General features: G+C 64.9%; 25 protein-coding genes and 1 pseudogene. 23 read left to right on the top strand and 3 right to left on the bottom strand.

Features of this window, described 5'->3' with window-relative positions; translation table 11 throughout:
- Nucleotides 1-157 precede the first annotated feature (157 nt).
- The 20 genes from LRH25_RS30790 to LRH25_RS30695 all read left to right on the top strand — a co-directional run bounded on the left by LRH25_RS30790 (nt 158) and on the right by LRH25_RS30695 (nt 18,681).
- Nucleotides 158-565 (top strand): ACT domain-containing protein, encoded by a 408-nt coding sequence (locus LRH25_RS30790; RefSeq protein ID WP_141283974.1) that lies wholly within the window; start codon nt 158-160, stop codon nt 563-565.
- A 198-nt stretch (nt 566-763) separates the two neighbouring features.
- Nucleotides 764-1,162, top strand: coding sequence for a hypothetical protein (locus LRH25_RS30785; RefSeq protein WP_141283976.1), 399 nt, complete (start codon nt 764-766; stop codon nt 1,160-1,162).
- Nucleotides 1,143-1,907, top strand: a complete 765-nt coding sequence (locus LRH25_RS30780) for a helix-turn-helix transcriptional regulator (protein ID WP_141283978.1) — start codon at nt 1,143-1,145, stop codon at nt 1,905-1,907. The genes LRH25_RS30785 and LRH25_RS30780 overlap by 20 nt, the downstream gene beginning before the upstream one ends.
- A gap of 137 nt (nt 1,908-2,044) precedes the next feature.
- Nucleotides 2,045-2,608, top strand: a complete 564-nt coding sequence (locus LRH25_RS30775; protein WP_141283981.1) for a hypothetical protein — start codon at nt 2,045-2,047, stop codon at nt 2,606-2,608.
- 10 nt (nt 2,609-2,618) lie between these two features.
- Nucleotides 2,619-3,128 (top strand): lytic transglycosylase domain-containing protein, encoded by a 510-nt coding sequence (locus LRH25_RS30770; protein WP_141283983.1) that lies wholly within the window; start codon nt 2,619-2,621, stop codon nt 3,126-3,128.
- The gene (locus tag LRH25_RS30765) at nt 3,125-3,415 is read left to right on the top strand and encodes a TrbC/VirB2 family protein (protein ID WP_141283985.1); all 291 of its coding nucleotides are present in this window, start codon (nt 3,125-3,127) and stop codon (nt 3,413-3,415) included. The genes LRH25_RS30770 and LRH25_RS30765 overlap by 4 nt, the downstream gene beginning before the upstream one ends.
- 18 nt (nt 3,416-3,433) lie before the next feature.
- Nucleotides 3,434-3,766, top strand: coding sequence for a VirB3 family type IV secretion system protein (locus LRH25_RS30760; protein ID WP_141283987.1), 333 nt, complete (start codon nt 3,434-3,436; stop codon nt 3,764-3,766).
- Entirely contained in the window at nt 3,750-6,242 is a 2,493-nt protein-coding gene (locus LRH25_RS30755) for a VirB4 family type IV secretion/conjugal transfer ATPase (RefSeq protein WP_141283989.1), read from the top strand. Before LRH25_RS30760 ends, LRH25_RS30755 begins: the two co-directional genes overlap by 17 nt.
- Entirely contained in the window at nt 6,239-6,667 is a 429-nt protein-coding gene (locus tag LRH25_RS30750) for a hypothetical protein (RefSeq protein ID WP_141283991.1), read from the top strand. Before LRH25_RS30755 ends, LRH25_RS30750 begins: the two co-directional genes overlap by 4 nt.
- A 12-nt stretch (nt 6,668-6,679) precedes the next feature.
- Nucleotides 6,680-7,759, top strand: a complete 1,080-nt coding sequence (locus tag LRH25_RS30745) for a TrbL/VirB6 family protein (protein ID WP_141283993.1) — start codon at nt 6,680-6,682, stop codon at nt 7,757-7,759.
- 26 nt (nt 7,760-7,785) lie between these two features.
- Nucleotides 7,786-8,490 (top strand): TrbJ/VirB5 family protein, encoded by a 705-nt coding sequence (locus LRH25_RS30740; RefSeq protein ID WP_141283995.1) that lies wholly within the window; start codon nt 7,786-7,788, stop codon nt 8,488-8,490.
- Between the two features lie 66 nt (nt 8,491-8,556).
- Entirely contained in the window at nt 8,557-9,342 is a 786-nt protein-coding gene (locus LRH25_RS30735; RefSeq protein WP_141283997.1) for a VirB8 family type IV secretion system protein, read from the top strand.
- Nucleotides 9,339-10,250, top strand: a complete 912-nt coding sequence (locus LRH25_RS30730) for a TrbG/VirB9 family P-type conjugative transfer protein (RefSeq protein WP_141283999.1) — start codon at nt 9,339-9,341, stop codon at nt 10,248-10,250. Before LRH25_RS30735 ends, LRH25_RS30730 begins: the two co-directional genes overlap by 4 nt.
- Before the next feature lie 4 nt (nt 10,251-10,254).
- Nucleotides 10,255-11,718 (top strand): type IV secretion system protein VirB10, encoded by a 1,464-nt coding sequence (gene virB10, locus LRH25_RS30725; protein ID WP_141284001.1) that lies wholly within the window; start codon nt 10,255-10,257, stop codon nt 11,716-11,718.
- Complete coding sequence (gene virB11, locus LRH25_RS30720) at nt 11,715-12,800, top strand: P-type DNA transfer ATPase VirB11 (protein WP_141284003.1); 1,086 nt, start codon at nt 11,715-11,717, stop codon at nt 12,798-12,800. Before virB10 ends, virB11 begins: the two co-directional genes overlap by 4 nt.
- Nucleotides 12,797-14,803 (top strand): type IV secretory system conjugative DNA transfer family protein, encoded by a 2,007-nt coding sequence (locus tag LRH25_RS30715; RefSeq protein ID WP_141284006.1) that lies wholly within the window; start codon nt 12,797-12,799, stop codon nt 14,801-14,803. The genes virB11 and LRH25_RS30715 overlap by 4 nt, the downstream gene beginning before the upstream one ends.
- A 15-nt stretch (nt 14,804-14,818) precedes the next feature.
- Nucleotides 14,819-15,472: an OmpA family protein gene (locus tag LRH25_RS30710; RefSeq protein ID WP_141284008.1), complete on the top strand. Its 654-nt coding sequence runs from the start codon at nt 14,819-14,821 to the stop codon at nt 15,470-15,472.
- A 32-nt stretch (nt 15,473-15,504) separates the two neighbouring features.
- A complete protein-coding gene (locus LRH25_RS30705; protein WP_141284010.1) occupies nt 15,505-16,647 on the top strand; it encodes an LPD7 domain-containing protein in 1,143 nt (380 codons plus the stop codon).
- A gap of 10 nt (nt 16,648-16,657) precedes the next feature.
- On the top strand, nt 16,658-17,908 hold the full coding sequence (locus tag LRH25_RS30700; RefSeq protein ID WP_231013134.1) for a DUF1173 family protein: 1,251 nt from the start codon (nt 16,658-16,660) through the stop codon (nt 17,906-17,908).
- 548 nt (nt 17,909-18,456) lie between these two features.
- A complete protein-coding gene (locus LRH25_RS30695) occupies nt 18,457-18,681 on the top strand; it encodes a hypothetical protein (RefSeq protein WP_141284012.1) in 225 nt (74 codons plus the stop codon).
- A gap of 24 nt (nt 18,682-18,705) precedes the next feature.
- Here the strand turns inward: LRH25_RS30695 and LRH25_RS30690 are convergent, their stop codons facing one another.
- Complete coding sequence (locus LRH25_RS30690) at nt 18,706-19,008, bottom strand: hypothetical protein (RefSeq protein ID WP_141284014.1); 303 nt, start codon at nt 19,006-19,008, stop codon at nt 18,706-18,708.
- Nucleotides 19,009-19,224: 216 nt separating this feature from the next.
- Here LRH25_RS30690 and LRH25_RS30685 point away from each other — a divergent pair.
- The 3 genes and pseudogenes from LRH25_RS30685 to LRH25_RS30675 all read left to right on the top strand — a co-directional run bounded on the left by LRH25_RS30685 (nt 19,225) and on the right by LRH25_RS30675 (nt 21,504).
- Nucleotides 19,225-20,189: pseudogene (locus LRH25_RS30685) on the top strand (IS5 family transposase).
- A gap of 154 nt (nt 20,190-20,343) precedes the next feature.
- On the top strand, nt 20,344-20,856 hold the full coding sequence (locus LRH25_RS30680) for a hypothetical protein (RefSeq protein ID WP_141284016.1): 513 nt from the start codon (nt 20,344-20,346) through the stop codon (nt 20,854-20,856).
- A 129-nt stretch (nt 20,857-20,985) separates the two neighbouring features.
- Entirely contained in the window at nt 20,986-21,504 is a 519-nt protein-coding gene (locus tag LRH25_RS30675; RefSeq protein ID WP_141284018.1) for an ATP-binding cassette domain-containing protein, read from the top strand.
- Nucleotides 21,505-21,525: 21 nt separating this feature from the next.
- On the opposite strand, the gene LRH25_RS30670 is transcribed toward LRH25_RS30675, so the two are convergent.
- The gene (locus tag LRH25_RS30670; protein ID WP_141284020.1) at nt 21,526-22,500 is read right to left on the bottom strand and encodes a relaxase/mobilization nuclease domain-containing protein; all 975 of its coding nucleotides are present in this window, start codon (nt 22,498-22,500) and stop codon (nt 21,526-21,528) included.
- 15 nt (nt 22,501-22,515) lie between these two features.
- Complete coding sequence (locus LRH25_RS30665; protein ID WP_231013133.1) at nt 22,516-23,097, bottom strand: hypothetical protein; 582 nt, start codon at nt 23,095-23,097, stop codon at nt 22,516-22,518.
- Nucleotides 23,098-23,377: the final 280 nt, after the last annotated feature.

Raw genomic sequence — 23,377 nt, 5'->3', positions numbered from 1 at the left:
GGTGATCGCGGTTTAGCAACTTTCGCTTCACGTCAAGAACGCTAAACCGGAGCCGAGCTCATCTCCCGCCTCGCTGTCTGATTGAGGGTTCCTTCGGCGCTGGAGGATGGTCATAATCTCGGCCGTGGTGGGTCCAAGCAGGCTCGAGGAAATCACGATGAACGCAGTTCGCGATCTGCACGACCTGTGCCGAGAGATGACGCCGAGCATTGCCGATGGCGTTTTCGTCTTCTGCACCTTCAGTGACTTCCGCCTCCCGCAGGGCGTCGATCCCATCTGCACATTCCGGGAAGCCGAGGGCCTCACCGCCATCATCGACAAATCGCAGGCGGAGGCAGCAAGCGTTCGCTACACCTTTCCGTGTCGCCTCATCACCCTCACCGTCCACTCATCGCTTGATGCGGTCGGCTTTCTGGCATGCATCACGGACAGGCTCGCGCAGGCAGGCATCGCCTGCAATGCCGTGGCAGCCTTCCACCACGACCACCTCTTCGTGCCGGAGGCGTGCGCTACGGAAACGATGGAAATTCTCCGCCGGCTCTCCGCGGACGCCAGCATCTCCTGATTTCGATTGAGGCTCACCACGGCACGCTTGGCCGTCGTTTAGCAGAGTTGACGCTGCCACAAATTTGTGCAATCCGGCCCTCACGCATTGACAGGCACTACAGCTGCTTTCTAGGCTGCGCTCCCGGTATCACTCGGATAGTCCACCCCGTAATCGGGCGACGGATTAACAGGTACCGGATTTATTGGGAGCGCCGCCATGAGCACGTCGCAGTCACGAGCCAAGAAGCATTCGACCGACAGCCCTGCTTTCGATCGCCATCGTAATGGGCGTCGAACGCCTGCGGGACGACAGCGATTTGCATCCGATCCGTCTGTCCGCCCAGCGGTCGCATCGTTCACCCGCGATTTACGTCATGTCCGTGCATCGTGGACCTCCAAGTACGGCTGGCTCGAACTCGTCGTGGGCGCTGATCCCGCCGGCCTGCAAGTCCAACTGAGCACCTGGCTGCACACCGGCACGGCATTGGAGGAGTGCTTCGTCATTCACTCCTTGGCCGAGTTCGAACAGTGGCTCGTCAAGGCACCAACCAAATTCGATCATCCCATCGCGCACGACGAGCTGCGGAGGTTTGCGCATGGCAACCTCGCTCGATGACGCCGACCGGTGCAGCAAAGCACCGCCTTCCGCTTGCCCAAGTGCCGCATTCGAGCTTTGCGAGTTGACCAGTTCGCTGACCTTCGCCGACCTGGCGAGCGTCATCTCTGCGCTGGAGCTGGCCGCAAAGACGGGCGGTGCAAGCGCAGCGCTTTTCGTCTGGGCAATCACAGACGACGACCATGGCTGGTACCGATCCATCGCGGCCCTGGACCCGGCCTGGACCGCAAGCGCCCTGCGGCGGCTCCAGAGCAATCCATGCAACTGGTTGGCCCATGCTGCGCGATCGAGCGAGCCCCTGCTCGTTCAGCAGTCCCTCGATGAGCGAGAGGCGGGCGACCAAGACGACAACCACTGCGCGCGTGCCAGAGCAGTCTGGCTGATTCCTGCGCCGCTTCCGCAAGGTTCCGACGCGCTCGGCCTCCTGATGCTGGCGGGCGAGGATGCGCACTGCCTCGACGCCATCAGCCGACTGATGCCGGTCTACCGTGCGCTGGCTTTGGGTATGACGGACTGGTTCCAGCGTCGAGGGCGCGACGAACTGGTTCAACGCGCGCACCTGACGGACCGCGACCTCGAACTGCTGCGTCGCGAGTCGCTTGGGCAGGGTTCAAAGCAAATTGCATCGGCCCTGAACACGGAGCCCAAGACCATCGACTGCCGCTTTCATCGGCTCAACGTGCGGCTGGGCGTCGCCAGCCGCCGAGATGCGGTCTGGCTGTGCAAGCGATATGGGTTGCTCTGAGACAAGCCTGGGGCCGGCGCGCAAGAAAGTCGCGCATTTGAAGCAGTCGTTCTCGCGGATTCGGCGCATAGAGTGAACTCAATGCAAGGCGCCGAGCTTCCCGAAGCGGCCTCGCAGCCTCTGAAGGAGCCGCGAACATGACCACTGCAATGGCCGCCAGCCTTTCCTCGCCGTCGAGCTTCCCGTTGCGCCAACGCTGGACCGCCTCGGTGCTGGCTACCGTCGCAGCCATCACCGGTGCCTTCGCAGCAGGTCCGGCCCATGCGGTCGACGGCTGCCTCGTGCTGCTCTGCTTCGCCGCGCCCAGCTGGCACTCAATCCCGCAGTGCGTGACGCCCATCAAGCAGGTGTTGCATGACCTGGCCCGTGGCAAGCCGTTCCCGACCTGCAGCATGGCCGGTGGGGGGAATTCAGCCAACAACGCCTGGGCCAGCGCGCCGAGCTACTGCCCGCCGCAGTACACGCGGGTCTTCGAAAGCGACATCGGCCCTGTCTACACCTGCGACTACACCGGCGCGGTGTCCGTCTCGATCAATGGCGAGCCCTTCACCCGCACGTGGTGGAGCATGAGCGGCGACACCGTGACCGAATTCAGCCCGGCTGCGAAAACACAGCTCGGCACCTGGGACACACGGTTCGACGACGACTATGCAGCATGGCTTTCCTCGCTGCCGCCGCCACCAGTCGAACCAGGCAACTGAGGCCTCAGCCATGGATGCGTCCACCTTCCTCGCGCTGGCAATGACCTGTGCACCGCAGGTGCACGCCGACACCGCGCGGGCACTGGTCAGCGTCGAAAGCGCCTTCAATCCCTGGGCGATCGGCGTCGTCGGTGGTGCGCTGGTGCGCCAGCCTCGGCACCGCGCAGAAGCCCTGGCCACGGCTCGCGCGCTTCAAGCGGCAGGCTGGCGTTTCAGTGTCGGTCTCGGCCAGATCAACATCGGCAACTTCGAGCGTCTGGGCCTGACGGTCGAATCGGCCTTCGAGCCCTGCAGGAACCTGGCGACCATGCAGTCCGTGCTGGTCGAGTGCTTCGACCGCGCGCGCACACCGTCCGCGGCAACGCCGGTCGACCAAGCGGCCTTGCGACAGGCCTTGTCCTGCTACTACAGCGGCAACTTCGTCATCGGCTTTCACCACGGCTACGTGCGCAGGGTCGTGACAGCCGCGGTCACCGCCTCACGTCCCGCTTCAACCACCCAACCCAAGGAGAAGACATGAAACCCCTCGCATTGAGCCGCCGCGCTGCACCGGTGCTGGCCGCCCTGCTGTCGCAAACAGCCTCGCAGCTGGCCTTGGCCGACGGCTTCGACAAGATCAACACCACAGTGATGAACGTCAACGCGATCCTGGTGACGATCTCGATCGCGGTGGTGACCATTGCCATCATCTGGGCCGGCTTCAAGATGATCTTTCAGGGGGCCCGCCTGGCCGACGTGTCCAACGTGCTGATCGGCGGCACCTTCGTCGGCGGCGCGGCGGCCTTCGCCAGCTACATCGTCAGCTGAGCGACGACGGGGCGGACCATGCAAGTCGAAGCCATTTACAAGGGCGCCACGCGCCCGGCAATGAAGCTGGGCATCCCGCTGGTGCCACTGGTGGTGCTGTTTGGCTCGGGAATGCTGTTGGTCATCTGGGGCGGCATCCTGGTGAGCTGGTGGATTGCCCTCGGCGTGGTGTTCGCGTTTGTGCCTGCGCTGCTGTGGATGCGCTTCGTGACCGGCAAGGATGACCAGCGCTTTCGGCAGATGTTTGTCGCCATGAAGCTGCGCCTGCATGACCGCAACCGCCGCTTGTGGCACGCGCGCAGCTACGCACCCACCATCTATCGGAGCAACCGTGATGCTTGGCATTTCTAAAGGCAATGCCGCCGACGCGCGGCCGGGCCGCGATGCTCGCGTGGCTTCGCGGCCTCGGTACTGGGCGCAGGCCCGCACCGAGAACCCGCTGGCCCGCTTCATCCCGTTTTCGTCGCTGCTCAGCCCGCATGACGTGATCACGCGTGGCGGCGACTACCTGCGCGTGTGGCGCCTGGATGGCGTGGCCTTCGAGTGCGCCGATGAGCACCAGATCAGCGAGCGGCACGAGGCCTTGTGCAGCCTGCTGCGCAACCTGGCCGGTGGCCAGTGGGCGCTGTGGACGCACCGCCTGCACCGGGTCGCCAGCGACAGTCTGCAAGATCCGGCGCAGCCCGGCTTCGCCCGGGACCTGTCCATCGCCTATCAGGCCAAGCTCGGCGAGCAGCGGATGATGAGCAATGAGCTCTACCTGACGCTGGTGTACCGGCCCAATGTGTCGCGCGTGAGCCGCGCCCTGCAGTCGACGCAGCGCACGCGTGCCGCCATCGCCGAAGCGCAAAGCGAGGCCACGCGGATCATGGAGGAGCGCAGCGCGTTGGTGGGCCGGGTGCTGCGTGGCTTTGGCCCTCAGTTGCTCGGCAAGCGCGAGCACCGCGGGCGGACCTACTCCGAACTGGCCGAATTCCTCGGCTACCTGGTCAACGGGCGCTGGCGCCCGATTCCGATGACGGCGGGGCCGCTCTATCGCATGCTGCCGACCGCCCGCCTGTCCTTTGGCGGCGACAAGCTGGAACTGCGCCAGGGAAATCAGAGGCGCTATGCGGCCTTGGTGGACATCAAGGAGTACGCCGACGCGGTTGAGCCAGGCATCCTCAACGCGCTGCTCTACGAGGCCAGCGAATTCATCGAGACGCAAAGCTTCTCGATCCTGCCGCGCCGCGAGGCGATGCGCTCGCTCGAACTGCAGCGCGACCAGCTCATCGCCAGTGACGACGTCGTGGCCAGCCAGGTGGCTGAGATGGACGTGGCGCTGAACGAACTCGGCGACGGCCAGTTCTGCATGGGCGAGTACCACTACAGCCTGGTCGTGTTCGGGGAGAGCGTGGCCGATGCCGGCCGCCGGGCTTCGCAAGCCATCGGCGCAATCGGTGAAGCCTCCAGCTTGCAGATGTCGCCAGTGGACCTGGTGGCGGACGCCGCCTGGTTCGCCCAGATGCCAGGCAACTGGCAGTGGCGGCCCAGGGATGCCAAGCTGTCCTCGCGCGCCTTTGCGGCACTCGCCAGTGCCCATAACTTCGCGCGGGGCAAGCGCGAGGGCAACCCGTGGGGCGAGGCGCTGGCCCTGTTGCGCACGCCCTCAGGCCAACCGTTCTACCTGAACCTGCACAGCAGCCCCGAAGGCGAGGACTCGGCAGACAAGAAGCTGCCCGGCAACACGCTGATCATCGGCTCCACCGGTGTGGGCAAGACGACGCTGGAGATGTTCCTGCTGACGCTCACGCGCAAATGGAACCCGGCGCCGCGGCTCGTGCTGTTCGACCTGGACCGTGGCTGCGAGATCGCGATCCGGGCCCTGGGCGGACGCTACTTCACACTCGAAGCCGGCAAGCCCACCGGCTGCAACCCATTGCAACGCGAGCCGACACCGGCGCGCATCCAGTTCTGGGAACAGTTGATCCGCACCTGCATCGCCACGCCGAGCATGCCGCTGCTGCCGGCCGACGAACGGGCCATCGCCGATGCCGTCAAGGCCGTGGCAATGATGCCGGCGCCACTGCGCCGCTTCTCGACCGTGCGCCAGAACTTGCCGAAGGCGGGCGAGAACAGTCTGTTCGAGCGGCTCGGCCGCTGGTGCCAGGGAGGCGCGCTGGGGTGGGTGTTCGACCTGGCAGACGATCAGCTGCTCGACCTCGACGAAGCATCGGTCATCGGCTTCGACACGACAGAGTTCCTGGACCTGCCCGAAGTTCGCACGCCGGTGATGATGTACCTGCTGCAGGTCATGGAAGAGCTCGTAAACGGTGAACGCCTGATCTACGTGATCTCCGAGTTCTGGAAGGCGCTCGACCACGAGATTTTCAGCGACTTCGCCAAGCAAAAGCAGAAGACGATCCGCAAGCAGAACGGCCTGGGCATCTTCGACACACAGAGTCCGTCCGACGTGCTGCGCCACCCCATCGGCCGCACGATGATCGAGCAGAGCGTGACCAAGATCTTCCTCGCCAATCCGGAAGCGGTGCGCGAGGAATACATCGACGGTTTCGGCCTGACGCAGGCCGAGTTCGACATCGTGCGCAGCCTCGGCGCACAAGGCGGCCGGCGCTTCCTCGTCAAGCAGGGCCATGCCAATGCGATCTGCGAGTTGGACCTCGCGGGGCTGGAGGATTTCATCACTGTGCTCTCGGCCACCACCGACAACGTGGCCCTGCTCGATGCGGTGCGCGGACGACACGGCAACGATCCGTTTCAATGGCTTCCCGTCCTGCTCGCCGAGGTTCACGATCGCAAGTTTCGAACCTCCAGGAGAGCCGCATGAACGCTGTTCGTCATCTCGCCGCAGTGATCGCAATCGCACTTGCCGCCACAACGGCCAGCGCCCAGTTCGTAAAGGGCAACGAGGCTGTCAAGTTGATGCCTGATGGGAGTAAGCGCGCTGAAACCGCCCCCCTTCCGTCAACTGGTCCGATCCGAAGCACGAAGCGCTGCAACGCCGACGCGGGATGCAACGCAGGACCCTGGCACATGGTCGAGACCAACGATGGACTTGTGGAGTGCACCGAGGCCTATGCCCGGCCGGGCACCTGCCGCAAGTCCACGTTCGGAACGACGAGGCACTCCCGCCTTTGGGTGGTCAAGTTCGGCAACAACTGGCTTCAATGCCAATTCCCTGACTTGGGTAGCAAGTGCGTGAACATGTTTGCGCGGCCACCCGCCAACCTTCCGTTTGACGCCGTTCAGTAGGAGATCAATGCCATGTTTGCCTGGGTCGGTGCCAAGTTCGACGCCATCCTCAGCACCTACGTGCTCAGCGTGGTCTCGACCCTCATGACTGCCATCGCACCGGTCGCGCTGACAGCGATGACGTTATGGGTGGCCTTGTACGGCTGGGCCGTACTGCGAAACGAGGTCTCCGAGACCTTGCCCACCTTCATGTGGAAGGTCTTCAAGATTGGCTTGGTCCTCGCCTTCGCGCTCCAGTCCGGCTTCTACATCTCGAACGTGTCGGACAGCGCCAATGCCTTGGCAATGGGGGTTGCATCGACCTTCGTTCCGTCCGGCGTCGATCCGGCGACTGTCTCCACGCCCTATGCACTGCTCGACAAGTTCAACGACGATGCCAGCGCTCAGGTAGCAGACATCATGAAAGAGGCCGGTATGTTCCGCCTGGACCTGGTTCTGGCCGCCGCGATCTTTTCCATCGGCTCGGTCTGCTTCCTCTGCATTGGGCTCTTCGTGGTGACGTTGGCCAAGCTGTTCCTGACGTTCGTGATTGCGGTCGGGCCTCTGTTCATTCTCTGCCTTGCTTGGCGGCCCACCGCACGATTCTTCGACAGCTGGTTGTCGATGGTCCTCAACTCTGTGGTGCTCACCTGGTTCGCCTTCTTTGCCCTCGGCCTGAGCACGTACATGGGAGCTGCCATGTTCAAGGCGATCATTGACGGCGGGGGATTCCTGGGAGCCACGTTCAACGTCCTGGGCGAGGCCACGCGCTACTGCGTGCTGATGATCCTCATGGCCATCATCTGCTTCCAGGCGCCCAGCCTCGCCTCCGCACTGACAGGCGGCGCAGCAGTCCAGCAGGGCATGCAGATGATCCAGAACGCCCTGATGGTCTCGGGCCTGCGCTCCGCCGCTTCTGCAAGCATTGCAGGTGGTGCTGGTGCGGCCGGCGGTGTGGTTCGCGCCGGAGCTGGCCTACCCCATATGGCCGGCCAGGCCACGAATGCCGCTGCCGCGACCACCGGTCGCGCAGCGGGCATCGCGGTTCGCCAGGGCTACAGCGTGGTTCGTACCGCTGCCTACAAGCTCGCCGCGTTGCGCGGCCGAGCTTGATCGTCAACCTGCACAGGAGCCTTGTCATGCACACACGTCTCAAAGTCGCTGCTGCCGCCTGCGTCATCGCGAGCACGTTCGGCGCAAGCCATGCCCGCGCCCAGGGCATCCCGGTCATCGATGCCGCAAACCTGATGCAGACGGTCCAGCAGGTCCTCAACGACATCACCGAAATCAACAACCAGGTGCAGCAGATCACCCAGTTGCAGGGGCAGCTCGACAGCATCAACGGCATGCGCAATCTCGGCAACGTCTTCAACAACCCGATGCTGCAGAACTACGTGCCGGCCGAGGCCTATACCTACGTCAACGCCATCAACTCGTCGGGCTATGCCGGCCTGAGCGCCACGGCCAAGGCGCTGCGCGACGATGGCATGGTCTACAACTGCACAGACCTGAGCAGCGACGCCCGGACCAGCTGCCAGGCGTCACTGGCCCAGCCGTATCAGTACAAGGGCATGCTGCAAGACGCGATGAAGTCGGCCGCAGGGCGCCTGTCGCAGATCCAGTCGCTGATGGGCCAGATCAACGCAACCACGGATCAGAAGGCCGTGCAGGAGATCCAGGCCCGTGTCGGCGCAGAAAACGCCCTTCTCGCCCACGAGATGTCCCAGCTGCAGATGGTGCAGGGCATGGCCGACAGCGAGGAGCGCATCGCAAGGTCGCGAGAGCGCGAACGCCAGTACCAGATGCTCGTCCGAACCGGGAAGGTGTCCGACTACCTGCCCTGATGCCTGATCCCTGAACCACTGCGCCCTGCCCCCAAGGCCCGCGCGCAGTCCAACTGAGGTCCCACCATGAGTGCTGTCCTGACGCCAGGAATCGCCGCTGCATTGCCTGATCGCTCCCGCAGCACAGCGCACGACGGTGCCGAGGCCACCGCCGAGCAGGCTGTGATCGACGCCAACCGGGCGTGGGAGATCGACCGTGCGGTGATGCTCGAACGCTCCGAGCGCCGGGCCTGGCGGGTGGCCATCGCCGGCCTCACGCTGGGCTTCATCGGCATCGCAGCCGTCTTCGTCCAGGGCCCACTCCGCCGCGTGGTCGAGATCCCCATCGTCGTCGACCGTGTCACCGGCGAGGCCACGGTCCAGCAGCGGCTGGACGTCGAGACCATCCCGCCGATGGAGGCGCTCGACAAGCACAACCTCGCCACGTTCGTGCGCGCCAGGGAAGGCTACAGCTGGACCTTCCTGCAGCGCGACTTCGACCAAGTGGCCCGAATGGCGGTGCCAGCCGTGTTCGCCGACTACAACCGTCAGTTCGAGGGCGACGGAGCGCTGCAGAAGAGGATTGGCCCGGCCGAGGATTGGCGCATCAACGTCATCGGCGTGCGCCTGACCGCCTCCGCTCGAAGCGGCAGCAAGGGCCAGGCGACCGTCACCTACGACAAGGTCGTGCGCCTGACGGAGCGCAAGCTGCCTGAGGTCACCACGCGGCACGTGGCCAGCGTCAACTTCCAATACCAGCCCAGGGTGTTGGCCAAGGAGCGCGACCGAATCGAGAACCCGTTTGGCTTCGTCGTCACCGCGTATCGGTCCGATCCCGAGATCAACACGACCGCAGCGGAGAGCAAGCCATGAAAGCCTGCACCTGGCTGACAGTGATCACTGGACTGGCCATGTGCGGCCCGGCCCTGGCCGCTCCAGAGCCCGCAGACCCGCGCCTGCGCGAAGTGATCTACGACCCCGCCGCGGTGGTGACAGTGCCGGTCAAGCGTGGCGTCGTCACCCTGGTCGTTCTCGACGCCAACGAGTCGATTACCGAAGTAGCGGCAGGCCTCGGCGGCGACTGTGCAAAGGCCGAAGCCGCATGGTGCGTTGCTGCGCAAGCCGGCGGCCGGAACATCTTCGTCAAGGCCAAGAGTTCGGCCAGCGCGGCGAACAACCTGGCCGTTGTCACCGACCGTAGAACGCATGCCTTCCGCTTTGTCGTGCTGGCCGATGGCGACCCCAAGCCGCCGGTGTACCGGCTGGTGGTCAGGGCGCCGGCCCAGGTGATGCCTGTTGCTCGGCTCACGCAGCGCGAGACGGCGCCCCTGATCGCACTGCCAGCCGTGCCGCCGCCATTGCCGCCTGAACAAGTCGTCGCCGAACGGCTGCAGGCCAAGCCGCAGGTGATGAACACCCGATATTCGGTTGCCGAAGGCGACGGCTCGCAGGACATCGTGCCGACGCTGGTCTTCGACGATGGCCGTTTCACCTACCTGCGCTTTCCAGGCAATCGCGAGGTCCCGGCCGTGTTCCATGTCCTGGGCGATGGCAGCGAGACGCTGGTCAACGCACGCATGGAAGACGACCTGCTCGTGCTGGACCGCGTCAGCCGGCGGCTGATGCTGCGCGCGGGCGCGGCTGTCGTCGGCCTCTGGAACGAGGCCTTCGACCTGGATGGCAGACCGCCAGCTGATGGCACCACCGTGCCAGGCGTGCAGCGCGTGCTCAAGGACGACACCGGTGGCCACGCCGCTGCGGCCACCAGCACAGAGGAGTGACGCCATGAAGCGCGACGCCAACCCGAGCGACAACGGCGATCCTGAACTCGGCGCCGATGCCAGTGCGGATGCCGAAGCTGACGGCCACACGATCTCACCACTGCCCGGCGAGGCCGGCATTCCCAACGTCGCCGCCAGGCCGCGCGTGTCGATGTCGAAGAAGGGCTTGCTGGCCGTCGCGCTGCTGATGGGCTCACTTGTCGCCGTCGCAAGCTTGACGATCCAGCGCTTCACGGCCAGCGGCAAGAAGGCTGACGACGCAGCGGCAGCGCTGGTGAAGAACAAGCCAACGGCGGCCACCGTCGAGCCACGCCAGCTTGACATGTCTGCTGCACCAGCGGCGAGCGCGCCGCCGGCCACGGCGTCGCGCATCCCTGCCCTGACCCCGACGGCCGAAGAACTCGCCGAGCCCATCGGCGTCCGGCGGACAGGATCCGGTGACGCCGCGTCAGGCGGTCCGAAGATGGCGTCGCCACAGGACGCCCCTGTCCTGCTGGTCACATCCCGCCCGGGCGCACTCACCCGAAAGGCGGACGCAGCCGCGCCTCCTGCTCAAGACGGCGCGACTTCGCCCGATGCTGCTGGCCCGATCGATCCAATGGCAGCAACCTCGCGCAACTTGCAGGGCTACCAGCGCCAGCTCCAGGGCCTGCTCGACAACATGACCAAGTCCGCAGCACTGGCCGCCGGACAGGCCACCGGCCAGACGCCATCAGGAGCCCTTCTCGGCGGGCGGCCAATGGCTGGCACGTCACCCGTTGGTGGCGCCAATGCCGGGGCTGGCCTGTTCGGCGGCCAGCTGCAAGGCTCCGCAACGCCCAGAGTGGCCGCCTCGACGCTCGGCAACCGCAGCCTCACACTGCCCAAGGGCACCGCCTTCACCTGTGCGCTCAAGACCAAGGTGATCAGCGCCGCATCCGGCCTGGTCGGCTGCCAGGTGCAGCGCAACGTCTTCAGCGACGACGGGCGCGTGCTGTTGATCGAACGTGGCTCGCACATGGATGGCGAGTACCGCGTCGCATCCGTGAAACCCGGCACTGTGCGCATTCCTGTGCTGTGGACCCGCATCCGCACGCCGCTGGGCGTCACGGTCGACATCGACTCCCCCGGCACAGGTCAGCTGGGCGAGTCCGGCATTGATGGCTACGTCGACAACCGCTGGGGCGAGCGCATCGGCGCGGCCATGCTGCTGTCCTTGATCGACGACTCGGTCAATCTGGTCATCCAGAACCAGGCCAACGAAAGTGAGAGCAGCGGCCAGGCCAACACCGTCGTGCTGCCGTCCACCACGGCCAACACCAACAAGCTGGCCGAGAAGGTGCTGGACAGCACCATCAACATCCCGCCGCTGATCTACCAGAATCAAGGCGGCATCGTTGGCATCTACGTCGCTCGGGACGTGGACTTCTCGTCGGTGTACGCGCTGAGGCCCACCGCCAGCGAGCTGGCACGCGAGGTGGCGCCATGAACCCGCACACCTGTGAGCACGACACCCTGGGCGAAGGCTGGTGCGGTGACGCGACCTCGGTGGTCGAGTTCCTGCGCCCGTTGCGCGATCAGCTCGATGCACCCGGCGTGCTGGAAGTCTGCATCAACCGGCCGGGCGAGCTGATGGTCGAGACGGTGCGTGGTTGGCAGACCGTGCCTGCGCCGGAGATGACGCAGGAGCGCTGCCTGTCGCTGGCCACAGCCGTGGCCACCTTCTGCGACCAGCAGGTCAACCAGGAGCGGCCGCTGCTGTCGGCCACGCTGCCCAGCGGCGAACGCATCCAGTTTGTGATCCCGCCGGCGGTGCCGCGCGGCACGGTGTCGGTCACGGTGCGCAAGCCGTCGCAACTGATCAAGCGGCTGGACGACTTCGAGCGCGAAGGCCTGTTCGAGCGCACAGCCACAGTGGCGCGCACGGCGAACGCCGAACTGCAGCCTTTCGAGCGCGAACTGGTGGCGCTGAAAGACGCCGGCCGCTGCGCCGAATTCCTGCGGCTGGCGGTGCGTACCCACCAGACGATCGTCGTCAGCGGCAAGACCGGCTCGGGCAAGACCACCTTCATGAAGGGCCTGGTCGAGGAAGTACCCAGGCATGAGCGGCTGATCACGATCCAGGACACCGCCGAGCTGACGCTGCCCAACCACCCGAACGTGGTGCACCTCTTCTACAGCAAGGACGCACAGGGAACGGCCCGCGTGACGGCCAAGTCGCTGCTGGAGGCCTGCCTGCGCATGAAGCCGGACCGCATCTTCCTGGCCGAGGTACGCGGCGACGAGTGCTTCCACTTCGTGCGCCTCGCAGCCTCTGGCCACCCAGGCAGCATCACCAGCGTGCATGCCGGCAGCTGCGCGCTGGCCTTTGAGCAGATGTCACTGATGATCCGCGAGACCGGCGCTGGCGGCGGACTGCGCTTGAATGAGATCAAGTGGCTGCTGAACGTCGTGGTCGACGTGGTCGTGCAGTTCGATCGCGACGAGCGCGGCCGCTTCATCTCCGAGATCCTCTATGAGCCCCGCGGCCAGCGGCTCAGCCGAGGGGATGCACAGGTGGCACCAGCATGAGCAGCGTCACTGCCTTGCCGTTTTCTGCATGGTCGAAGGGACGCAAGGTCGCTGCCTGCGGCTTTGCAGTCATGGGCTACGTCGTGTTGGCCTGTGCGGCGTTCTACGTGGCAGGGGCCCTGTTCCTGGTGCTGAACAAGGCCAACCCGCGTCAGGCGCACTTCGCCAGCATCGTGCACTACTGGGCCCTGTATGCGGACGATGCTCAACTCCGCAAGAAGCTGCAGCTCTCAATTGGCGCCTCGGGGTTCGGCCTGCTGATCCTGCTGCCTGCGGGCCTTGTCGCCGCAGCACGGCCGCGTCGCGCGCTGCATGGCGATGCCCGCTTCGCCAGCCCCGCCGAGGTAGACCGCGCTGGATTGACCCGCAGCGACAGCGACGGTCAGCCCGGCATCCTCATCGGCCGGCACCGCGGCAAATTCCTGTCGCTGCCCGGCCAGCTGTCGGTGATGTTGTCTGCCCCCACTCGCAGCGGCAAGGGCGTGGGTGTCGTGATCCCCAACCTGCTGAACTGGCCCGACTCGGTCGTGGTGCTGGACATCAAGGGCGAGAACTACGACATCACAGCGGGCTACCGCGCCACGCATGGCCAGGCTGTCTTTGCCTTCTCGCCCTTCGACGAGGACGCGCGCAGCCACCGCTGGAACCCGCTGACCGCCGTGCGCTCCAGCCTGCTGCACCGCGTGGGGGACATGCTCACCATTGGCCAGGTCTTCTTCCCCAACGATGGCGGCGGCACTTCATCGGAAGCCTTCTTCAACGACCAGGCACGCAACCTGTTCCTGGGCCTGGGCCTTGTGCTCTTGGAGACGCCCGCACTGCCACGCACCATCGGCGAGATGCTGCGCCAATCCTCAGGCAAGGGCCGCTCGCTCAAGGATCATTTGAGCGGCCTGCTCACAGCACGTAGGAACGAAGGCGCCCCCTTCTCCGACGAGTGTGCGGACGCCCTGCAGCGCCTGTTGTCAAACTCCGAGAACACGCTGTCCAGCGTGGTGGCCACCTTCAACGCGCCGCTGACCATCTTTGCGGATGCCGTGGTGGATGCGGCCACGAGCGCCGACGACTTCCGGCTCCAGGACGTGCGCCGTCGTCGCATGTCGGTCTATGTGCGCATCCCGCCGAACCGGCTGGCCAACGCCCGGCCGCTGCTGAACCTGTTTTTCTCGCAGCTCGTCAACCTGAACACCCAGCACCTGCCCGAGCAGGACCCGACGCTGACAGTGCAGTGCCTTCTGGTCAATGACGAGTTCACAGCCATGGGCCGCGTTGGCGTCATCACCAGCTCAGCGGCCTTCCTTGCCGGCTACAACCTGCGGCTGCTGACCGTGGTGCAGGCCATGTCCCAGCTGGACGCCGTCTATGGCGACAAGGAAGCCCGCACCTTCGCCACCAACCACGGCTTGCAGATCCTCTTCGCGCCGCGCGAACAGCGCGATGCCGACGAATACAGCGCCATGCTGGGACAGTTCACCGAGCGCGCCACCTCACGCGGGCGCAGCCGGTCCATCGGCGGCCATGGGCACAGCAGCGTGAGCCGCAACGAAAGCGAGCAGCGCCGAGCCTTGTTGCTGCCACAAGAATTCAAGGAGCTGGGCAGCGAACGGCTGGTGGTGATCTTTGAGAACTGCAAGCCGATCCTCGCCGAGAAGATTCGCTACCACCGCGACAACGCCTTCACCTCACGCTTGCTGTCCCCGCCGGGCGTGCCGCGCATGAACATGGACCTGCACCTCGCACGCGTGCAGGAGCGTTGGCGCTACGCCGACGACGAACTGGCGTCCGGTGAGAGCCTGGACGTCGAGCAACTCGTCTGCGACATGAGCCGTTTGCCTGAGCTGCCCGACGGGCAGCCAGGCGAAGTGGCCGAGGCCGTGCTGGACTTCGTCGTCGGCCCCAGGGCGGGCCAGGCCGCAAGCGGTGGCTTGATCGAGGCCGCTGCAGACGAAGACGGCGTGCTCATCGACGACCCATGCATCTTCGAGCGCGCAGACATCATTTGAGCCGGGAGCACCGTCATGCGAACAAGCATCACCCTCACGCCCTTCGTTCCCTGGCTGCTGCTGTTGGCATCCTGCAGTTCGCCGCCGCAGCCGCCGACGGTGGACGAATCGCAGAAGCGGCCGGTCAACGCGAAGACGACCGTCGAGCTGCAGGTCTGCAAGAACGACCTGCAGAACACTCGTCTGATGGCCACCGAGTCCGGACGCTTGGCGGAGACAACTGCCGCCACGCTGGCGAACATGGCGGCGCGTCAGCAGATCCTTGCCGCCATGCAGGCGTCGTCGGGTCAGCAGCGCCAGGCAAACACCATCTTCACCGTTCGATTCGAGTTCGGCAGCACGCGCGTTGCCATTCCGGCCGATGTCACGTCAGCCCTGGTCGAGGAGGCCAAGGCATCGCCACTGGTGCTGCTGCGTGGGCGCACGGACGGCACCAGCGATGCGCCGGCCGAGAGCCGCATCGCCAGGGACAGGGCGGCCGCAGTCCGCGACTACCTGGTGGCCGCCGGAGTGGAACCCGGGCGAATTCGTACCACCTACCAGCCGACCGGTGACCCCGTGGCCGACAACGCCAGCGCCGGCGGCCGTGCCCTGAACCGCCGCGTCGAGATCGAGCTGTACAGCGCACTGCCGGTCGCACTGAGCGCGACCGCTGTCGCCCAGCCCTGATCCTCCATCCAACCTACGATTGCGAGGTCGCCATGGATGCAGACAACTCATCAGTCGGCTCGGACACTCCGGCCCAGGGCGGCACTGTCGAACCTGCCAGCCGCGCGTCCGCGGCCATCTCCCGCACCCAGGCGTCGAACAGCAAGCCTGCGGAGCGCTTCGAACTGCGCGACCCCTTCGCGGAGGTCACCTACCGGGCGAACAGCCTCCCGGAGATGGTGGCCAAGGCCGATCAACTGGGCATCACCCGTTTCGTCGCGGTGGCTGAGGACGGCAAGCGAACGGCGATCCAGAAAGTCGATGGTGGGTGGCGGCGCGGTCAGCAGCACCCGGCGCAGCCCGAGCGCCCCCTGGACCCATTGCCGGCGCGAGATGAGGTGCCCGGCGCTGCAAACGCGGCCCCCATGCCCGGCGCCGCCAGGGTCCAACCAAAACCTGAGCGGGGCACCGTCAAGACGACCGCAAGGATGGAAGGCCAAGCCGAACGCGCTGTGCTCGTCGCCCGCCTCGAAGCCGCGCTGATGGAGCGCTACGTCATCAAGCGCGCCCCGGTGAGCGTCGGCGATGTGTCCATCGGCCGCACCGAATACCGCTTCCGCGGCGACAGCTCCCGCGTGGCGTTCACCGAATCACCGTTCCGGCTGGCCACGGAGACCAACAGTCCGTCGGTTGCGCGCTCGATGGTCGATGTGGCCGAGGCCCGCAACTGGAAGGCGCTGCGCGTCTCGGGCAACGAAGACTTCAAGCGACTGGTCTGGCTGGAAGCGTCGGTGCGTGGCGTGAAGGCCCTGGGCTACGAGCCGAACCCGGGTGACCTGGAGGTGCTCAAGCGCGAGCGCGAGGCGCGCCTGGTCAATCGCATCGAGCCCGCCCGAGAGGCCAGCAGCGGCGCCGCAGCGGCCTCCGCCGAGAAGCCCTCCGCAAGGGGCAGTGGCGGCCGCAAGGCCGTACTGGCTGCCGTCGAAGCGGTGCTGGTCGCCAAGAATGTGCCTGAGAAGCAGCGTGCAGCCGTGATGGCGGCTGCGACCGAAAAGCTGGCCCAGCGAATTCGCAACGGGGAGGCGCCCAAGGTCAAGGTCTATGACAAGTCGGCGCCTTCGCAGCGAACGCCTGTCGTGCCAACACCCGAGTTGCAGCGCTCGCGCGAGCGCGCCGCACCGGCGCCTGCACGGTGAGACCACGCCAGTGAAAACTTCCGCCGGAGACATGGAGGCGCTGACTGCGGCCTACGAGGTCGGCGGGCGACGGTTTGAAATCGGATCACCCGGCCTGGTGGCGGCCATTGCCGAGGCGTACGCAGCCCGCCTGCGACCTCGCTGCATGTGCTTCGCGGAAGGCGTCGAGATGTACGTCGCCCGGGTGGCCAATGGCCACATCGTCAAGCGCATGCCGGGCACGGGCAGCCGCCATGCGCCCAACTGCCCGTCGTACGAACTCCCAGCGGAGTTCTACGAGTTGAACCAAACGCTGGGTTCTGCGATTACCGAAGACCTGAGCACCGGCAACATCACACTGAAGCTCGACTTCTCGTTGTCCAAGCTCGACAGGCGTCCGGCAACCTCGGCCCCCTGCCGAGTCAACGGCGGCTCGGTGAGCCGCGACGCTAGGCTGTCGATGCGCTCCCTGCTGCACTACCTGTGGGACCAGGCCGAGCTCACGCACTGGCATCCCGGTTTCGAAGGCAAGCGCTCATGGGCCACCGTTCGGCGCCATCTGCTGCGGGCTGCAGAAGGTAAATTTGCTCGCCACGCTGAGCTTCTTGGTCGGCTCTACGTGCCGGAGGTGTTTTGTGTCCCGCGGCGCGATGAGATCAACGCACGCCGCATTGCGCGGTGTGCCCGCATTTCAGCTGCGCAAGGCAGGGCACAACACCTGATGCTGTTGATCGCGGAGCTCAAGGAGATCGTGCCGACACGCTTCGGCGCCAGGGCCACGGTGAAGCATCTGCCGGACCTCGCCTTTGCTCTCGACGAACGGCTCTACCGACGGCTGTGCCGACGCTTTGAGCCGGAGCTTTCGATGTGGGGCTCGGCGCCGGACCTGCACATGGTGATCATCGCGACCTTCGGGGTCAGCACCCTCGGCGTGCCAACAATCTCGGAGCTGTCACTGATGCCCGTGAACCGGCAATGGCTGCCGGTGCAAGACACTTTCGAGTGCCTGCTGTTGGACACCCTTGCCCGTGAGAACCGGCACTTCATAAAGGTGCTTCGATACGACATGCCTCTCGAAGTGCTACTGCCCGCCGCCGCGCTGACTGATATTGAGCAGTCACCGCTTGCCTTGTACCTCTGGCGCAGCCTTGACGTGGATCAGTCGGCAGTCAACCCCACCCTCGATCACACCGATCCATTGGGCACGACCTCAGCGTGGGTTTGGCGCGATCTCGGCGCCGAAATGCCGCCGCTTCCGCGGCCGACCATGCAAGGCAGTTAGGCAGCGTTCAGCCGCCAAGGCAGGTCCTCGTCCTGCATAGGATCCATCGGGGTGGTTTCTAGAAGCCGCCCCTTGATCGTTTGACCGTGCGAGGCTGCGGCAAGATGCCGAGATGATCACGCCGCGCACTATAGCCTTCGAGCATATTTCCCGAAGAGGTTCCCGACGACTTGTTCCTGCAGCGCCATCGCAAGGCCAGGCTTGAAGGCTACCTTCAGACCCTCAAGGCAATGGACGCGCTGATCGACTTCTCGGCGATGGCGGTGGCCGTGGATTCGGCTTGACCCCGCGCAGACCGAAGCAAGAAGACTGCCCGCCGTACCCACCAAGGTGCTGATGCGCATGGCGTTCCTGCAGGGGCTGGTACAACCTCTCGGATGAGCAGTGCGGGCAACCAGGTGCTAGACCATTGAGCTTCCCGCGCTTTTGCCGGCGCGACTGGGCACTGCACGTCCCCGATGCCTGCACGCTATGGACTCTCCGGCAGCGACTGGCGCCGGGTGGGCCAGTCGCTCAACGAAGGCAAGGCGCTCGAAGGCTGAAGCGCAATGCGCCTGGCCCACACCGATCGCAACGCCCTCTTGGCAAAGAAGCTCGGCAAGGTTTTATACGGCTACAAGCTCATTCGCGAGATGCAAGTCACCCCGCGCCGACAATGGGCAGCAACTGCCGCACCTGCAGCGGGCCTTGCAGACGCACCCGTGCTTTTGTCCAACCACACCAGCTCGCGCCCGCGTGCTTCTTTTATTAATGGGCCGCGCACTGCAACATGATGGCCAACGCGTTGCATGCCAGGGTCATGGCTCGGACGCATCGCCGCCTTGCTGCCGCAGGGCCGCGAAGTCATGCTTTACCCGAGCTCTGATCTTGTTGATGGGCTGGTTGCGCCGGTTCAGTCTCGTCTCGGCTGTCTGTCCGGGCTTGGCTCGGCGGGCAATGTCGTCTTGCAGCCCGCGGGCCTGCAGCACCAGCCGGTTGGCCTGGTTGTCGTAGCCACGGTCGGCCAGCAACCGTTTGCGCCCATTGGCCGGCTGCGTGAGAGTTGAAATGCCGTCACTGAGCGCCGCGACGAGCACAAACGCCGGTTCGGCGGTGACCAACCGGCACGCTCGGCCGCGCGCAGTCCTACTCACGCGGCTTTTACAGCTGTGCGAGGGGATTTGGGAAGCACCCTCAACGTCCACAGAATCGATGAGGTCCACGGAAGTGCACGGGCTGCAGCCATCCGTGAGCTGGCAATATAAGGCAACGCTGAACAAGGTCGAATTTGGCGCGGGGTTTGCATGTGTCGAGACAGCACAGACGAGCAGGTGAAGATGAAGCAGCAGACCCTCGCGATGGCAGCCGATCAAGGCCAAGGATTCGAGCAGCACCGAAAGCCGACCTGGCGCGATATCTTCCTGGCGACCATGGAGGAGATCGTGCCTTGGTCGGCGCTGTGCGAGGTCATTGAGCCTCACTATCCCAAGGCTGGCAACGGCCGCCCGCCGGTCGGGCTGGAACGCATGCTGAGGATGTACTTCGTGCAGCACTGGTTCTACCTGGCAGACGAAGCCTGCGAGGAGGCGCTGCTGGACAGCACGGCGCTGCGGCGCTTCGTGGGCATCGACCTCGGGCGTGAACGCGTGCCCGACGGCACCACGCTGCTGAAGTTCCGCCGCCTGCTGGAGACGCACAAGCTGGGCGAAGCGCTGTTTGCCAAGGTGAGAGAAGTCCTGCAAACGCGAGGCTTGAAGGTGGGCACGGGCACCATCGTGGATGCCACCATCATCGGAGCGCCCAGTTCGACCAAGAACGCCGACAAGAAGCGCGACCCGGACATGCACCAGACGCGCAAGGGCCAGCAGTGGTACAACGGCCAAGAAGATGCACATTGGCGTGGACAGCCGCACCGGGCTTGCACACAGCGCCGTGGTGACGGCAGCCAACGTGCACGACAAACATCCGCTGCCCAATCTGCTGCACGGCAACGAACAGCGTGTGTATGGCGACAGCGCCTATGCCAGCCAGAAGGCGCTGATCCAGACCAAGGCCCCGAAGGCCAAGGACTTCACCAACCAGCGCGTGCGCAAGGCCGGCGAAAATCGATGAGGTCGAGCGCTCGAAGAACCGCAGCAAATCCAAGGTCCGCGCCCATGTGGAACACGTCTTTGCCGTGGTCAAGCGGCTGTGGGGCTTTGCCAAGGTGCGCTACCGAGAGCTTGCCAAGAACGCCACACGCGCCTTCGTAGTCCTGGGTCTGGCCAACATCTACTTGGCGCGGCAGCGTCTGGTGGCATGAGCGCGTCCGCAGTGGGCGCCATGGGCCCCTGAGGACCCCGAGCGGAGCCTCAGGCGTCCTCAAAGCGTGATTCGCCGGCCTCATCTCGCAAGCCGAAATCGGCGGGCGGAGCTTGTTGAAATTCATGGCTTGTTCAGCGTAACCTTCATGTTCGATGACGCCGGCCAGTTGGGTATTTCGCCGCTCAAGATGCGAGACGCATGAGTACAACGGCAAGGTTATCCCGTCGGGCTTCTTTCTTCAGCCAGGCGCCGAAAACATCAGCGCGGTGCTATTTTCCGCGTCCGGCACGATTTCCAAGTTCAACCGCATGGGAAAGCTGGCGGGGTTCGGCTTGCCCAACCAGACGATCAGAAGGTTCGGTGTGCGCCATGACCATGACCCGAACGCGGTGCTACCCAAGGGTTTCATGCACGTCGTGGAACAGGGCTCCGTCACCGAGTCGTGGGCAGAGGGGCTGTCGATGTTCCACAACCCTTCCGCCACACACCCAGTCGACCCAGACATGTTCCCAGGCATCGCCCACTACTCACTGGTTGGCGGTCAGGTTCGAAGCATCCTTCCGGAATTTCACCCGTACAGCTCCTTCACCTTGAACATCATGATGAGGGACGACGATGCGCTTGCGGCTGACACGCAGTTCACGCAGAGGCTGGCCCCGAAATGAACCGGCCAGCCACCGTAGGTGAGGGTTTTCGCCGGAGGAGCAAAGGGCAGTCGCCCCCTCAGCACCACGCTAAACGGATATATTTTTGAAAACCAGGGTTTGACATCCAGTCACGCCAGGGAGAGAGCATTGGACGAATCAGTTGCAGAGGCTCCGGCGCTTCCAAACATCGCGCTTCCGGTCTTCAAGTCACTGAAGATCGCGGGCTACGAGCTGTTCCCAGGCGTTGGCAGGACTGGGATCGACAGGCCCATCCTGCCTGGCATCACGGTAATCGCGGGCATCAACGGCCTCGGCAAGACCACGCTGCTCAACGTGATGCTGCGGCTGTTGGTCGGACCGTTCAATCCTCAGAAGGTCAATCCGTTCGAGGTCGGCGCCAAGTCGCACGATCTGGTCGGGTGGAAACATGCCCGACGCTTCTTCAGGTCGCGGGTGAGCGATGGCGCGGTACACGCAACTGCACGCGCGGAGATCTCGTTCGGAACGCACCATCTGACGGTCGAGCGCGCACTCAAGGATCTTTCGATCAAGCACCTCGAATACGACGGTGCCGACCTTGATCCGACCGAGGCTGAATATGGGCGGGCCGTCGTGGAGGCCAATCGATACAGCGCATTGGGTGTGCGTTCACTTCGTTCGTATTGACAGGACGATTTTAGCGGCGGCTCATCTCTGATGCACTTGCTTTTCTGGCTTGGGCCGATCGAAGTCTTTAGGAGCGGCACGTCCCTGCCCTGGTTGCTTCCTCCCGCTCATCTCCTCCACATACTTGGCGATCGACACCGCCAAACCTCGATCAGATCTGTCGTCTGACGCAGCCAGCGCTCGCGAAATCTCCACCCACGCACCGATCACCGTCTCACGGCGGACCATCGCCTTGGCACCATCATTCTCGGTCGGCCGGTTCATGCGCAACCTCCCTTCTTCCTTCGCCTTGATGCGCCAGAGCGGGTCATAGCTGCGCGCCTGTCCGCGGGTTGCCTGCCTCGTGGCCTCGGCGTCAATGCCATGGCCTCGCAGCTTCTCCGCAAACGTCTCCCGCCAGCGATGCAGGTCGGCCTTTCGCGGATTCAGCCGCTTGCCTTGCCTGGACTCGGCCCGCACGCTGATGTGAACGTGGGGATTGGCCTGGTGGTCGTGCAGCACCATCACGTACTTGTGATCCGCCAGCTCGTCCTGCGCAAACTCTCGCGCTGCGCGCTGGACGGTCAGCGGGTCGGTGCCGCGGGGCATCGACAGCATGATGTTGAAGGCCTCGCGCCGGTGTCCGGGCTCGGCGTCATCGGGAATCAGAGAACCACCAAAGCGCCACTCGTCAGCCAGATCCCGCAAGGTGTCATTGCCTCGCATCGTCTCGCCTCGTTGATCCTCGATCTCCAGCCGGCCGTTCTTGCTGATATATCGGAAGTGCGCAACGATCGCCCGCATGCCACGTCCGCCGCCAGTGACCTTGACCATCACCTGCGGCGCTCGACGAACTACCGTCGCCTCGATGCGCCTTCGGATGGCCGCAGCACGTGAACGAGCAGCGTCGCCAGTCAGCCTTGGCTGCGGCTTTGCGCCGACCATCCGGTTGCCGGGATAGAACAGCCGGTCACCCCAGGTGATCAACACACCATCGATGTTGTGACGTTGCGCCACGACGAGGTCCTTTAGTCACGAGGCCGCTTGGCCCACGGATCGGGCGCTGCGACCACAAGGCTGCAAATCCGCTAACACGCGAGATACCAACGCGAGGTGCCGGCGCACGTCGCCCGCCACCGTGTCCAACATGGCCCGATACGGCCTGGCCGGTTCGACGTCTGCAGTGCGAAGCAGTGCCGTCAGGCGGTGGATGTTGCGGCTGAGATTCGACAGCTCTGCGTTGGACGCCGTCAGCACAGCGATGCATTCGCTTCGGCCAGGCCCCGTCCCGCCGCCAGCAAGCGCCGGTACACCGGCCACCAAACCCGCCACATAGGCGCCCGGCGACAGGCCGGCCTGTCGCGCTGCCGCCAGCGTCTCGCGCATGGCCTCCTTGCTCATGCGCAACGAGAGGCGCACGCGGTCGGATGGGGCCGCAAACGAACCGGCTGCCGTGCCGTGCGAGGCACTCAGCTCAGCGCCACCAATCGCCGCAACCACAGCCTCGCGAACCAGCCGGGACGGCGAGACGCCGTGGGCACGCGCCCGCTCAAACAGCGCAGCCTTCAGGCCAAACAAGTCGACGCTGATTCGATCCCTTGAGGAGGAGGTCATGACCGGGTTCTCCGAGCTGGGTTGCACCACACGCGTGAGCGTGTCCGACATCGGCGCCACCGCGCCTATCTCTGCACTCACCTTGGAACCCAGTATCGGCCTCGAACGATGCAGCTGGTCTGCGAGATTCGGGCCGGAATCGTGCCCGCCACTCACCGGCTGGCGGGCCGATCATGAGACGAATGAACCGGCACCGAGACCGAACCGAGACGAAACCGGGATGACTGAGACAGCAGTGAGACAGATGCGAAACACAGCCGGTACGGCAATGAGACGGGTG

The sequence above is a fragment of the Ideonella azotifigens genome, assembly GCF_021043325.1.
In the GTDB taxonomy this organism is placed as follows: Bacteria; Pseudomonadota; Gammaproteobacteria; order Burkholderiales; family Burkholderiaceae_C; genus Ideonella; species Ideonella azotifigens.
This window is presented reverse-complemented; position numbering and strand designations above follow the sequence as displayed.

Coding starts and splice junctions, on each gene's coding strand:
- LRH25_RS30765 (WP_141283985.1), top strand. CDS start 3,125: ATGAAACCCCTCGCATTGAGCCGCCGCGCTGCACCGGTGCTGGCCGCC.
- LRH25_RS30770 (WP_141283983.1), top strand. CDS start 2,619: ATGGATGCGTCCACCTTCCTCGCGCTGGCAATGACCTGTGCACCGCAG.
- LRH25_RS30695 (WP_141284012.1), top strand. CDS start 18,457: ATGCGCCTGGCCCACACCGATCGCAACGCCCTCTTGGCAAAGAAGCTC.
- virB11 (WP_141284003.1), top strand. CDS start 11,715: ATGAACCCGCACACCTGTGAGCACGACACCCTGGGCGAAGGCTGGTGC.
- LRH25_RS30760 (WP_141283987.1), top strand. CDS start 3,434: ATGCAAGTCGAAGCCATTTACAAGGGCGCCACGCGCCCGGCAATGAAG.
- LRH25_RS30665 (WP_231013133.1), bottom strand. CDS start 23,097: ATGACCTCCTCCTCAAGGGATCGAATCAGCGTCGACTTGTTTGGCCTG.
- LRH25_RS30740 (WP_141283995.1), top strand. CDS start 7,786: ATGCACACACGTCTCAAAGTCGCTGCTGCCGCCTGCGTCATCGCGAGC.
- LRH25_RS30735 (WP_141283997.1), top strand. CDS start 8,557: ATGAGTGCTGTCCTGACGCCAGGAATCGCCGCTGCATTGCCTGATCGC.
- LRH25_RS30775 (WP_141283981.1), top strand. CDS start 2,045: ATGACCACTGCAATGGCCGCCAGCCTTTCCTCGCCGTCGAGCTTCCCG.
- LRH25_RS30710 (WP_141284008.1), top strand. CDS start 14,819: ATGCGAACAAGCATCACCCTCACGCCCTTCGTTCCCTGGCTGCTGCTG.
- virB10 (WP_141284001.1), top strand. CDS start 10,255: ATGAAGCGCGACGCCAACCCGAGCGACAACGGCGATCCTGAACTCGGC.
- LRH25_RS30730 (WP_141283999.1), top strand. CDS start 9,339: ATGAAAGCCTGCACCTGGCTGACAGTGATCACTGGACTGGCCATGTGC.
- LRH25_RS30680 (WP_141284016.1), top strand. CDS start 20,344: ATGACGCCGGCCAGTTGGGTATTTCGCCGCTCAAGATGCGAGACGCAT.
- LRH25_RS30780 (WP_141283978.1), top strand. CDS start 1,143: ATGGCAACCTCGCTCGATGACGCCGACCGGTGCAGCAAAGCACCGCCT.
- LRH25_RS30750 (WP_141283991.1), top strand. CDS start 6,239: ATGAACGCTGTTCGTCATCTCGCCGCAGTGATCGCAATCGCACTTGCC.
- LRH25_RS30715 (WP_141284006.1), top strand. CDS start 12,797: ATGAGCAGCGTCACTGCCTTGCCGTTTTCTGCATGGTCGAAGGGACGC.
- LRH25_RS30745 (WP_141283993.1), top strand. CDS start 6,680: ATGTTTGCCTGGGTCGGTGCCAAGTTCGACGCCATCCTCAGCACCTAC.
- LRH25_RS30755 (WP_141283989.1), top strand. CDS start 3,750: ATGCTTGGCATTTCTAAAGGCAATGCCGCCGACGCGCGGCCGGGCCGC.
- LRH25_RS30785 (WP_141283976.1), top strand. CDS start 764: ATGAGCACGTCGCAGTCACGAGCCAAGAAGCATTCGACCGACAGCCCT.
- LRH25_RS30790 (WP_141283974.1), top strand. CDS start 158: ATGAACGCAGTTCGCGATCTGCACGACCTGTGCCGAGAGATGACGCCG.
- LRH25_RS30705 (WP_141284010.1), top strand. CDS start 15,505: ATGGATGCAGACAACTCATCAGTCGGCTCGGACACTCCGGCCCAGGGC.